Annotated in this window: 9 protein-coding genes; 4 read left to right on the top strand and 5 right to left on the bottom strand. The window is 72.5% G+C overall.

What is annotated here, in order from left to right; translation table 11 throughout:
* Positions 1 to 36: 36 nt before the first annotated feature.
* Positions 37 to 1,515 carry an Nramp family divalent metal transporter gene (locus OHA68_RS40795; RefSeq protein WP_327105008.1) on the top strand — a complete coding sequence of 493 codons (1,479 nt, stop codon included), beginning with the start codon at positions 37 to 39 and terminating at the stop codon, positions 1,513 to 1,515.
* 47 nt (positions 1,516 to 1,562) lie between these two features.
* Here the strand turns inward: OHA68_RS40795 and OHA68_RS40790 are convergent, their stop codons facing one another.
* The gene (locus OHA68_RS40790) at positions 1,563 to 1,967 is read right to left on the bottom strand and encodes a nitroreductase family deazaflavin-dependent oxidoreductase (RefSeq protein ID WP_327105007.1); all 405 of its coding nucleotides are present in this window, start codon (positions 1,965 to 1,967) and stop codon (positions 1,563 to 1,565) included.
* Positions 1,968 to 2,104: 137 nt separating this feature from the next.
* Here OHA68_RS40790 and OHA68_RS40785 point away from each other — a divergent pair, with 137 nt between their 5' ends.
* A complete protein-coding gene (locus OHA68_RS40785) occupies positions 2,105 to 6,358 on the top strand; it encodes a hypothetical protein (protein WP_327105006.1) in 4,254 nt (1,417 codons plus the stop codon).
* Between the two features lie 123 nt (positions 6,359 to 6,481).
* Here the strand turns inward: OHA68_RS40785 and OHA68_RS40780 are convergent, their stop codons facing one another.
* A complete protein-coding gene (locus OHA68_RS40780) occupies positions 6,482 to 6,937 on the bottom strand; it encodes a hypothetical protein (RefSeq protein ID WP_327105005.1) in 456 nt (151 codons plus the stop codon).
* Between the two features lie 201 nt (positions 6,938 to 7,138).
* Positions 7,139 to 8,104 (bottom strand): helix-turn-helix transcriptional regulator, encoded by a 966-nt coding sequence (locus OHA68_RS40775; protein ID WP_327105004.1) that lies wholly within the window; start codon positions 8,102 to 8,104, stop codon positions 7,139 to 7,141.
* A gap of 63 nt (positions 8,105 to 8,167) precedes the next feature.
* Between OHA68_RS40775 and OHA68_RS40770 the strand changes: the two genes are divergently transcribed.
* On the top strand, positions 8,168 to 9,307 hold the full coding sequence (locus OHA68_RS40770) for an epoxide hydrolase family protein (protein WP_327105003.1): 1,140 nt from the start codon (positions 8,168 to 8,170) through the stop codon (positions 9,305 to 9,307).
* A gap of 4 nt (positions 9,308 to 9,311) precedes the next feature.
* Here OHA68_RS40770 and OHA68_RS40765 read toward each other — a convergent pair whose 3' ends face one another.
* Together OHA68_RS40765 and OHA68_RS40760 are read right to left on the bottom strand one after the other, a co-directional pair.
* Positions 9,312 to 9,860, bottom strand: a complete 549-nt coding sequence (locus OHA68_RS40765) for a GNAT family N-acetyltransferase (protein WP_327105002.1) — start codon at positions 9,858 to 9,860, stop codon at positions 9,312 to 9,314.
* A gap of 42 nt (positions 9,861 to 9,902) precedes the next feature.
* Positions 9,903 to 10,670 (bottom strand): sirohydrochlorin chelatase, encoded by a 768-nt coding sequence (locus OHA68_RS40760; RefSeq protein WP_327105001.1) that lies wholly within the window; start codon positions 10,668 to 10,670, stop codon positions 9,903 to 9,905.
* A gap of 195 nt (positions 10,671 to 10,865) precedes the next feature.
* On the opposite strand from OHA68_RS40760, the gene OHA68_RS40755 reads away from it, so the two are divergent.
* Positions 10,866 to 12,149 (top strand): MFS transporter, encoded by a 1,284-nt coding sequence (locus OHA68_RS40755; protein ID WP_327105000.1) that lies wholly within the window; start codon positions 10,866 to 10,868, stop codon positions 12,147 to 12,149.
* Positions 12,150 to 12,190 lie beyond the last annotated feature (41 nt).

The raw sequence follows: 12,190 nt of genomic DNA, 5'->3' as shown, positions 1-12,190 counted from the left end.
GGTTCGGGCTCACTCTGGGCGGCAGGAGGCAGTGAGATGTCGCACCCGCTCGGAGTCAGCCGGCCAGATCTCGAAGTCACCGACCTGCCCACGCCCGAAGAGGTCTTCAAGGTCTCCCGGATCGGGCCCTTACAACTGTTCAAGTACGCCGTGGGGCCGAGCCTGATCGCCCTCGGCATCTCCATCGGCAGCGGCGAGTGGCTGCTCGGCCCGCTGAGCGTGGGGCAGTACGGCTTCGTCGGCGTCGGCTGGGTCATCCTGGTCTCGGCGATCCTGCAGACGTTCTACAACGTCGAATGCGCCCGCTACGTCATGGCGACCGGCGAGACGCCGGTGGTCGGCTGGGGCCGGGTGCCGCCCGGCTGGCGGCTGTGGATCCCGCTCTCGGTCCTGATCGTCATCTTCGCGTTCATCGCCGGCGGCTGGGCCGCCTCGGCGGGGCAGGGCGTGTACGCGCTGGTGCACGGCACGATCCCGCCCGCCGGCGCCGAGGAGCCCCGGCTGTGGGCCATCGCCCTGCTGGTGCTGATCTTCCTGATCACCGCGCTGGCCCGCCGGATCAGCCGCGCGCTGGAGCTGGCCAACTGGCTGATGGTGAGCGCCATCCTGCTCGCCCTGCTCGCCATCGACCTGCTCGTGGTGCCGTGGGAGCTGTGGTGGGAGGGCATCCGCGGCTTCTTCACCTTCGTCGCCCCGCCCGCCGGCATCACCGCCACCCAGCTCGGCGCGCTGGCCGGCTTCACCGCCCTCGCCTCCGGCCTCAACTGGTACGTCCTCGGCCACTACCGCGACAAGGGTTACGGCATGGGCCACCGGGCCGGATACATCTCCGGGCTGCGCGGCCCCCGGAGCGAGATCCTGGCCAGCGGCGTCACCTTCCCCGACAACGACCTCAACCGCGGGTTGTGGCGCCGGTGGTACCGCCTGCTGATGGTGGACATGTGGGGCGTCTTCTTCGTCGGCGCCATCCTCGGCATGCTGCTGCCCACGCTCCTCATGGCGCAGGCGGTCCAGCTCTCCGGTGAGACGCCCACCCGGGCCAACGTCCCCACGTTCGTGGCCGCCGCGCTCGGCGACGAGTACGGGCAGACGGTCTTCTACGTGGGGCTGGTGCTGGGGGTGCTGATCCTGTTCTCCACCCAGCTGGGCATCTTCGAGGCGATGGTGCGGGTGACGACCGACGCCGCGCACGCCACCAGCCCACGCCTGCGCCGCCTGGTCGAGGGGGATCCGCGCCGGTTCTACTACCCGTTCATGATCACTCTGCTGGTGGTCATCTCCATCGTCATCCACCTCAGCCTGCCGGTCGCGCTGGTGGAGTGGTCGGCGAACATGTCGAACCTGGGCGCGCTGATCTACCCGTTCTTCCTCATGTACCTGAACAGCAAGCTGCCCCGGCCGGCCCGGCCACGGCCCTGGCACTACGTCATCCTGGGGCTGAACTTCCTGTTCTTCGGATTCTTCTTCGTGAACTTCATCGCCGACTTCATCGGCGAGCCGCTGATCACCTTCTGACCTGACCTGACCTGTCCCGCCGCGCTCCGGGCGCGGCGGGCAGGCGGCTAGCGGGCCGGTTCGAGGACGACGATCGGAATCTCCCGATCGGTCTTCTTGGTGTACTCGTCGTAGTCGGGCCAGGTCGCGGTCATCAGCCGCCAGAGCTCGGGCCGCTCCTGGCTGCCGGCCGTACGGGTGGCGGCCCTGAACGTGTCGCCCTTGATCTGCACCTCCACTTCGGGATTGACCTGCAGGTTCTTGTACCAGTCAGGGTGGTCGGGATCGCCGCCCTTCGACGCGACGACCACATAGCTCTCGCCATGCGGCTGGTAGATCAGCGGCGTCGTATATGGCTTGCCCGATTTGCGGCCTTTGGTGGTCAGGAGAAGAACCGTAGTGTTGTTCCAGTCGTGTCCCTCCGCGCCGTCGGTTTCCCGATAGCGCTGGACATGTTCCTTGCCGTAGAGCATGTGGGTTCGCCTACCCCAGCAGTCCGTGACCTCACCATCACGCTCAGGGACTTGTACGAAGAGTTGACGACCCCGGACCTCGCTCATGCGCGATCCGGTCCTGTACGGCGGGGCCACGCTGGTGAGAGCCTTTCCCCATGAACGCTCCGCCCGGACCTCTCGCTGCCCGTATCGAGGAGTTCGAACGGACCGCCGACCCCAGACTGGTGCTGTCCGGGGCCGCGCTGACCGAGGCCGAGCAGGCGATGCGGGCCTGCACCGGCGAGGCGGCCGACGCCGCGATCTGGCGCCTGATCGGCAGGCTCCACCTGGCCCGCTACCGGCTGGACGGATCCGGCGGCGAGGCGGCCGTGGCAGGGGTGTTCCTCGCCGCCGCCGCCGTGGTCGATCCCGGCGGGATGCCGGAGACGACGAACGTCCCCTCGGCCGACGCGCCACAGACCTGGGCGGAGCTGGTCGACGAGGTCCTGCACCACGTGGATCCGGACACCTCCCCGCATGTCGGGCTGCTGCTGCACGCCCTGATCCGCCGCGCGCTCAGCACGCCGTCGGCGCAGGTGTGCGACCAGCTGGTGGAGTCCCTGCTGCGGGAGACGATGGAGGACCCCCATCCTTCCTGGGCGCCGGAGGCACTGGCGATCCTGGGCGGCGGGCTGTTGCGGCTGTTCGCGGCCACGGGGGAGCCGGAGGCGCTCGACGACGCGGTCCACGTACACCTCAGGGCCGCCCTCGGCGGGCCCGGTGGCGCCCGCCGCCTGCGCGAGCTGGCGGCGGTGCTCGGCCTGGCCCTGCCCGGCGACCCCGAGCTGATCGGCGCCCACCTGGTGGCCGCCCAGCGGCGGCCGGGCGGCCACGAGCGGTCCCAGGCGCTGCTCGCCCTGTTCGACCTGGCCCAGTCCCGGGCCACCGCGTCGGCCGCCGACGCCGACCTGCTGGCCTTCATCCGGATCGGGCAGGCCACGCTGGACTTCTGGCACGACGACCACCCCCACCCGCGCGTGGTCGCCGGCTACGCCGCCGGACTGGTCGAGTGGTACGTCGTCACCGGCGACATGCGGTCGCTGGAGGCGGGCCGGGAGATGGCGGAGGTGCTCGGCACCCCCGTGCGGGAGATCCCCGACAGGCTCGGCCGCGACCAGCTGACCCGGCTCGGCCTGCTCGCGAACCGGCGCCTGCGGCGCTGGCGGGTGGGCGACGACCCGGCCGACCTGGAGGTCGCGATCCAGACTTTGCGCCAGGCGGTCGCACGTACCTACGCCGGTCACCCGGACCGGCCGCGGCTGCTGTGCGACCTGGCCGGCGCGCTGGTCCAGCAGGCTGGGCTGGGAGAGCACCCGGGCGAGGCGACGGCCGCCGCCCGCTCGGCCGTCGCGGCCTGCGGTGAGGACGACCCGCTGCGCCCGCGAGCCCTGCTGCTGCTCGGCCAGGCCCTGCGCCTGGACCTGAGCATGACCGCCGCCGACGAGGGCATCGCCGCGCTCCGCGAAGCGCTCGCCGCCGACCAGGAGCCGTCGTTCCTGGCTGAGGCGTACGGCCTGATGTCCGAGCTGCTGCGCCGGCGGGCGATGGACGGCGACGAAGGCCGCGAGGCCGATCTCGACGAGGCCGTGACCACCGCCCGCCGGGCCGTCGAGGCACACGACCGCCCCAAAACCCTGAGCACCCTCGTCAAGGCCCTCCTCCAACGCTTCAGAGAACCCACCCCCCACCCCACCACAGCCCCGCACCCCACCACCCCGCACACCACCGCGGTTCCGCACACCGCCCCCCACACCACGGCCGCTACGCAGGGCGCTGCCCCGCACGCCGGCGGCACCCCCGACCTCCTTGACACCGCTGACCTCGCTGAGGCGCTGGGGCTGGCCAGTCGCGCGCAGGGGGACCGTGAGCTGCGTACCCAGCTTCGCCGGGCGCTCGAGGAGACGGACCTGCTGACGCGGCCCCCGGGCGAGGATCTGGCGCGGGCGGCGACGCGGCTCGCGCTGGTGTACGACGAGGAGGAGACGGCGCGCTTGCTGCTCCGGATCGGTGAGCGGCACGCCCGGGTGGCGGGCGAGGCCGGCCCTTTCCTGGCGGCCACCGCCGTCCAGCTCGCCGAGCGGGAGCGGCTCCGGCTCGCGATCGAGCTGCTCGAACGGGCCGGGCCGGCGTTCACCACGGCGGGCGAGCCGGTCGAGGCCGCCGACGCGCTCTCCCTGGCCGGCAGCCACCACCAGGAGCTCGGTGAGTGGGAGCCGGCGCTGCGCGCCTACCAGCGCGCCGCGGCGGCCTACCGCGAGCTGGGCGAGGGCCCCGGGGAGGCGGCACAGGTCGGCAAGATGGGCGCCGTGGCGGCCCGGGCAGGCGACCCGCAGCGGGCCATCGAGCTCCACGTACGGGCCGCCGCCTTGAGTGCCCAGGCCGGACTGGCCACCGAAGAGGCGTCCCACCGCAGCGACGCGGCCGCCGCCTACCTCGCCGCGGGCGACCCCGGCGCGGCACGGGAGTGCGCCGGCCGGGCCCGTGAGCTGTACCAGGCACTCGGCCAGGCCGAACGGGCGGCGACTGCCCTGATCGACAGCGCGCGAGCCTGCGTGGAGCTGGGACGCCTGCCCACCGCCGCCGAGCTGATCACCACCTGCGCGGCCGAGCTGGAGGCCCTCGGCGCCTGGGACGACGCCTGCCAGGCGCTGGACTCGCACGCGCGGTTGCTCTACAGGCTCGGACATGCCGAACACGCGGCCGCCTGTGAGACGAGCATCGTCGACATCGTGCGCCGGCACGGCCAGCGGCGCGACCCTGCCGACGAATGGCTGCACATCGCCCGCCGCCGGCACGCGCGCGGCGACCTGCCGGCCGCCAGACGCGCGTTCGAGCTGGCCGAACGGGCCTACAACACCATCGGCGACGCCGACGGCCTCGCCGGCGTCCGCTACGACCTCGGCGTCCTCGGCTACGGCGACAACGCCCTGGAACAGGCGGCCCAGGACTTCGCGACAGCCGCCGAAGCGTACGCCCGGTTACGGGCAGGAGCCGAGGAACCCGCCGCCCCCCGGGTAGGGACCGAGAAGCCCGCTGCCCTGCGGGCGGGGGCCGAGGAGCCCGCCGCCCCCCAGGCAGGGGCCGAGGGGTCCGGTGCCCTGCGGATGGGGTCCGACGAGTCGGCCGTTCCGCGGGTAGAGGCCGGGAAGCCCGCCGCTCCGCAGGCAGGGGTCAAGGAGTCCGCCGCACGGCGGGCAGGGGTCAAGGAGTCCGCCGCCCGCACCATGCGCGGCGTCTGCCTGATGGAGCTGGACCGCTTCGACGCCGCGGCGGCCGAGTTCCACCGGGCGTTGGAGCTCGCGGCCGGTGAGCGGGATCTGACGGCGCTGTACTCCGTCACGCTGGCCGAGGCGGAGCTGGCGATGATGACCGGTCGGCTCGCCGAGGCGGAGACAGGGCTGCTCGCCGCGCACGGCCTGGCCACCGGCGACCCGGTGCGCGAGGCGATCGTCAGAGAGCGGATGGCGCGGCTCGTCTCGCACACCGGAGACCCGGAGACCCTGCGCCTCGCCGGCGCGAGCTTCCGCGACCACGGCCGGCCACACCTCGCCGCCCTCGTCTGCCTCCGGCTCGGCTTCGCCTTCGAAGCCCGTGGCGACCTGTCCCGCGCCAGGGCCGCCTTTGAGGAAGGTCTCGCCGCCCTCGCCGAGGAGACGCTGACACCCCTCCCCGACGCGCCGTACGAGGTGCTGGCGGGCCGCACGGCCGAGCTGGTCCCGCGCGCCGTGACCCGCCTGGCGGCGATCCAGCGCACCCTCTCCACTCCCGCCCCCGACCGCCACCACCTCTCCACTCCCGCCCCCGACCGCCACCACCTCTCCACTCCCGCCCCCGACCGCCACCACCTCTCCACCCCCACCTCCGACCGCCACCACCTCTCCCCACCCTTCCCACGAGCCGGCGGCACCAGCCCCGCCCTCCGGGCTGAGGCCTCGGATCTGGCGCGTGGCGGGGGTGATCCGGTGCTCGGAGGTGAGGTGTCGGATCCGGTCCGTGGCGGGGGCGATCCGGTGTTCGGGGGTGAGGTGTCGGATCTCGTTCGTGGCGGGGGTGATCACGCGTTCGCCGGTGAGACGTCAGATCTCGCCCAGCCCGCCTCGTGGAGTGGCCCTGAGTCTGTCCAGGGCACTTCGCGGAGTGCCACCGAGTCGGCCCAGGCCGCCTCGCGGAGTGGCACTGAGTCAGCTCAGGACATCTCGCGCGGTTCCGTGATCCCGGACGAGCTCGCTGACCTGGCACGTGCCCTCTCGGGGTCCGGCAGCGTCGATCTCGCGCTGCCGGGCGAGTTCGACGGGCGATCGCGCGTTGAGGGGGCCGAGAGCGGGATGACTGAGGCGCAGGAGGACGAGAGGTCGGCCGGTCCGGCGTGATCGTGCTGAGAGCAGCACCGCGATCCTCCCGGGGGGAGCGGGCGCGGTCAGAGGTGGAGACGACCCCAGGGTGAGCAGGTCGCGGTCAGAGGTAGAGACGACCCCACGGTGAGCAGGTCGCGGTCAGAGGTAGGGGCGGGTCACGGTGACCAGATCGCGGGCGGCGTGCCGGGTGTCGACGTAGAGGGCGGTGTCGGGGGTGCGCTCGCGCACGTCGCGGTCGCGGATCGCGAAGACCGCGGGTGCGACTCCCACGTCGCCGTAGCGGACGGTCACGGCCGCGCCGATGGCCTGCCGCATGTCGGCGAGCACGCCACGGGCCGTGTGCCCGGCCCCGGAGGCCGCGAGGTGGCCGAGCATCGCGGCGAACCGGGACTCGGCCTCCGCCTGGGGCCGCTGCTCGGGCAGCACCGGACGGTCGAGCCAGAACACCTTGCCCGCCAGGAAGGCGTCATAGCTCACGCCCTCGTGGCTGAGCGTGCGCGCCGTGTCGGCGAGCAGCTCGCCGAACTCCGCCAGCTCGGTCCGCGGCGGCAGGTCGGCGGTGACGAACAGGGGCACGATCAGCGAGTCCAGCATGGGGCTGCCTTCCCTCCGTGAGGAGCCTCATCGTAGAGCGCCCCACCGACAATCTCCGCGCCCACCACCCGGCGCGTCTCACCCGCCGTGCCTACCGCCCCCGCGCGTCCTCTCCTTCCGCGTACCGCCCCGGCGCGTCCTCACTCGCCGCGCGCCAAGCCACGGGCGGCGGTATCTGTCGGGTACGAAGCCGCGGGGGTGTCATCCGTCGGGGGCCGAGGTGCGGGCGGCGTTGGCGAGGCGGGTGGAGACGAGGCGGAGGTGGGCCGGTAGTTCGGGTGGTTCGTGTACCTCGAAGGGGACGCCCAGGGAGACGAGCCAGGAGGCCAGTTCGTCCAGTGAGTTGGCGCCGCCGATCACGAGGCAGGTGGTGGCGTCGATGGGCTCGACGGTGGCCGCGGCGGGGGTGGACCGCTCGGCGACGGCCTCTGCGGACGCGTGTACGGTGAAGCGGCCCTGATAGCGGTAGGGGGCGTTGGAGAGCTTCCGGGAGGCGTACCCGGCGAGGTCGGGGTCGGGGGGCTCGCGCGGGGTGAAGCGCGGACCGCCGGGGGTGCGCAGCCGGAGCCGGTCGACCCGGAAGATGCGCCAGTCGTCGCGCCCGGTGTCGTAGGCGACGAGATACCAGCGGCGGCCGGTGGCGACGAGCCGGTACGGCTCGACCGTGCGGGTGCCGGCGGTGCCGTCCGGCTTGCTGTAGTCGAAGCGCAGGCTCTGGTGGTCGCGGCAGGCGGCCGCGATGGCCGACAGCGTGTCCGCGCCGACGGTGGCGGGCCCGCTCAGCGGTACGGTCATCGACTGCAGGGCGTTGACCCGGTGGCGCAGCCGGGCGGGCAGCACCCGTTCGAGCTTGGCCAGCGCGCGCAGGGAGGTCTCCTCGATGCCGGCCACGCTGCCCTGCGCGGCGGTGCGCAGCCCGACGGCCACGGCGACCGCCTCCTCGTCGTCGAGCAGCAGCGGCGGCAGGTCGTGCCCGGCGCCGAGCCGGTACCCGGCCAGCCCGGCGGTGGCGTGCACCGGGTAGCCGAGCTCGCGCAGCCGGTCCACGTCGCGGCGGATGGTGCGGCCGGTCACGCCGAGCCGGTCCGCGAGCTCGGCGCCGGACCAGTCGCGATGGGTCTGCAAGAGGGACAGGAGTTTGAGCAGCCGGGCGGAGGTTTCCCACATGTCCGCCAGTATCCCGCCCACCTAGGACCGTAGTTGTCCTAACCGGGACCTAGCGTGGTCCACATGAGCAACGACATTCACTCTTTCACCATCGATGTCCCGCAGGCCGACCTGGACGACCTCCGTGAGCGCCTGGCCCGGACCCGCTGGCCGGACGAGCTGGACGGCGCCGACTGGCCGTACGGCGTGCCCGTCTCGTACGCCAGGCGACTGGCCGCCTACTGGCGGGACGACTACGACTGGCGCGCGCATGAGGCGGCGCTGAACGCGTTCCCGCAGTTCACCACGGAGATCGACGGCCAGAACGTGCACTTCCTGCACGTGCGCTCGCCGGAGCCGGACGCGCTGCCGCTGCTCGTCACGCACGGCTGGCCCGGGTCCGTGGTCGAGTTCATGAACGTGATCGGCCCGCTCACCGACCCCCGCGCGCACGGCGGCGACCCGGCCGACGCCTTCCACGTCGTGGCCCCCTCCATCCCGGGCTTCGGCTTCTCCGGGCCCACCGTTGAGCGTGGCTGGGATCTGAACAGGGTCGCGCGGGCCTGGAAGGAGCTGATGCACCGTCTCGGCTACGAGCGCTACGGCGCCCAGGGCGGCGACTCGGGCGCGACCATCTCGCCCCAGCTCGGCAGGATCGACCCCGAGCGGGTGGTGGGCGTGCACGTCAACGGCGGCCTCGGCTTCCCCTCGGGCGACCCCGCCGAGTTCGAGGGCCTGTCGGAGGCCGAGCTGGCGCGGCTGGGCGCCTACAGCGACCAGGACCGCGCCGGCTACGCGATGCTGCAGTCCACCCGCCCGCAGACCCTGGCCTACGGCCTGCACGACTCCCCGGCCGGGCAGCTCGCGTGGATCGCCGAGAAGTTCAAGGAGTGGACCGACCCGGCCCACGACCTGCCCGAGGACGCGGTGGACCGCGACCAGCTGCTGACCAACATCAGCCTCTACTGGCTGACCGGCACCGCCGGCTCCTCGGCCCGCCTGTACAAGGAGAGCGCCTCGTCCTGGGGGCGGCCGGTCGAGCCGTCCACGGTCCCGCACGGCGTGGCGGTCTTCCCCGGCGATCCCGGCGTCCGCCGCATCGCCGAGCGCGAGCACAAGGTGATCCACTGGTCGGAGTTCGGCAGGGGCGGCCACTTCGCCGCCATGGAGGCCCCGGACCTGCTCGTCGGCGACGTCCGAGCCTTCTTCCGGCTGGTGCGCTGACCGCTCAGCGCTCGGCCCACTCGCCGTCCAGCGCGGCGTGGATGACGGAGTCGCGCCAGCCGGCCGGGGTGGACACGTGATGGCGCAGGCGGCCCTCCTCCACCATGCCCGCGGTGAGCATGGCGAGCTGGGCCGGCAGGTTGGCGGGGGAGCGGGCGCCCCAGACGCGGTGCAGGCCCAGCTGCTTGAAGCCGAACGCCAGCAGCAGCCGGACCAGGTCCGTGCCCATGCCGCGTCCCCACCGGTCGGGGCGCAGGCCCAGGCCGATCTCGGCGCTGTGCGGACGCTCGGCGTCAATGTGCAGGCGGGCCACGCCGATCACCTCCTGGCTCTCGACGTCGAGCACCGCCAGCACGTACAGCAGGCGCGGCTCGGCCACCGCGGAGCGCACGCCCTCCTCGACGAGCGCGGCGACCTGCTGGAGAGTACGGGGGGAGAAGGGCATGTACTGGGTCGCCTGGGGATCGCCGTAGACGGCGTGCAGCGCGGCGACGTCCGCCTCGGTGACCTCGCGAAGCCACAGACGCGTCCCGGTGCACACAACTTGCCGCATGCGCAGAAGGTAACGCGAGATCACCGATCTTGACAAGCCTTGTCAAGTAGCGAGTTGACTCCCGTAAGCTCGCGCGACAAGTTCGGCGATGGCGCTGTGCGCGCCGAGCGGCTCGGCGTGTCCCGCGCCGGCCTGGCCGGCGGCCTTCTCCACGACGTCGGCGGGGGCCTCGTGGCCGATCAGGCAGGGGGCGATGGCCAGTCGCTCGGCGCCGGCCGCGCGCAGCCGCTCGGCCGCCAGCGGGACGCCGGGCTCGCTGTCGAGCGAGGCGGCGATCACCGGCAGGGTGAGCCGGGAGGCCAGCAGCACCGCGGTGGGCTGCACGGCGTGCACGGCCCGCTCACCGCCGACCGTGCCGAGGATGACGCCGTCGACGGGGCTGTAGACGTTCAGCAGGCGAACGCGGTCGGCCCTGGCCAGGCCGCGCTCGGCGAGCCTGATGTGCAGCGCCTCCGCCAGCAGCGGGTGCGGGCCGAGGGCTTCGGTCACGGTCGCGCCGGATCCGCTCGCCGCGACGGCCTTGTTGATCTCCGCCAGGACGATCGGGTCGTCCCAGGTGACCAGAGGCACCACGACGGCCTGGCGGTCCGCCGGTAGCGATTCGGCCAGCGTGTCGACGGCGGTGAGCCGTACTTCGATCTGGGGGTTGTCCATGCGCACGACGGCGGCGATCTCGGCGGCCACGCCCGACGCGCTGCCCGGGGCGGCCAGCACGAGAACGGGCGCGTCCGGTGGCAGGGACGTGGGGACGGGGCGGCGGTGGCGGCCGCCCCCCGGCCGGGGGGAACGTTCGCGTACAGGGAGGCTCACAGGCGCGCAGTTTATGCGCAAAGGGGGTGCGACGTTCCAGAAAACGGCGGCGATTCCGTTACAACGGGCGGTAAATGTGACTAAGATCACGTCGAAACGCCCGAATACGTTGACTTGCTGGGATAAAACGTCAGACTCAGCAGTAACTAGAAACGCGTTCTAGAGCGACAGTCAACTCCGTCCCGGAGGATGGGAATGAAGCCGTTCTATGTCCGCGAGCTCAGTGTCTACCCGGTGGGCGGCCGACGGGTCCGCCTGCTCGCGATCGCGGTGCTGGCCAGCCTGGTGGCCAACTTCGAGACCACGATCGCCACGATCCTGCCCCTGCTGATGACCGACCTCGGCATGTCGCTGGAGGAGTACGGTCTGATCGCGGCCCTGTCGGTGCTGGTCGGCGGTGTGTCGGCGGGGGTCGGCGGCATCCTGTCCGACCGGTGGGGGCGGGTCGCCCTGCTGGTGCCGACGCTGACCGTCACCGCCGCGTGCAACTTCCTGCTCGCCACCGTCGACTCGGTCGGCTCCCTGCTCGCCGTCCGCTGCCTGATGCTGTTCATCGAGGGGGCGGGGATCACCATCACCGCGTCGCTGGTGCGCGACTTCTCCCCTCGGGTGGGGCGGGCGCAGGCGTTCGGGTTCTGGACCTGGGGGCCGGTCGGCGCCTCGTTCCTGGCCTCCGCGCTGGCGAGCCTGACCCTGCCGCTGTTCGGCAACGCCTGGCAGTCGCAGGCGATCATCATGGGCATCGTCTCGCTGACGCTCTGCGCGATCATCATCTGGCAGATCGCCGAGCCGTCGGCCGCGCTCCGCGCGCAGGTGATGGGCGCCGAGTCGGCGGTCAGCGTCACCGAGAAGATCGACCCGGGCCGGGTCAGGGAGCTGTTCAGGCATCCGCACCTGTGGGCGCACGTGTTAGGCAACACCGGCTGGCAGGTGCTCTACTGGACCTTCGCCATCTTCGGCCAGACGATCCTGGTCACCTCCTTCGCCATGGACGCGGCCACCGCCAACGGCGTCGTGGCGCTCGGCATCGTGCTCAACGCGGCGGCCGTCATCCTGGTCGGGCGGATCTCGGACCGGCTGCAGCTGCGCAAACCCTTCACGGCGGCGGGGACGCTGCTGACCATCGCCGCGCTGGCCTACTTCGTCGGCCTCTTCGGCCGTGACGTCTCCACCCCGCACGTCATCGTGGTCTGGGCGCTGCTCTACCTGGTGCTGGGCATCGCCTACGTGCCGTGGATGGCGAACTTCTCCGAGAACGCCGAGGACGTCGACGCCCGCCTGCAAGGGGCCGCGCTCGGCATCTGGGGGATGGTCGTCCGCGTCATGATCGTGGCCCTGCTGGTCATCTCGCCGCTGGTCGTCGCCGCCGGCGGATGGCAAACCTGGCTGCTGGTCGCGCTGGCCGGCCAGGTGGTCTTCCTGGCCGCCATGCTCGTCTTCAAGGGCCGATGGCGGGCGGCGCCCAAGGTCGCCGCCTGAGGGGACGAGCCCGCCGTCCGGGGAGGTCTGAGGGGACGAGC

Source organism: Nonomuraea glycinis, from assembly GCF_035920485.1.
GTDB classification, from domain to species: domain Bacteria; phylum Actinomycetota; class Actinomycetes; order Streptosporangiales; family Streptosporangiaceae; genus Nonomuraea; species Nonomuraea glycinis.
Note: the sequence above shows the minus strand (reverse complement) of the source record. Positions and strands in the feature narration are given on the sequence as shown.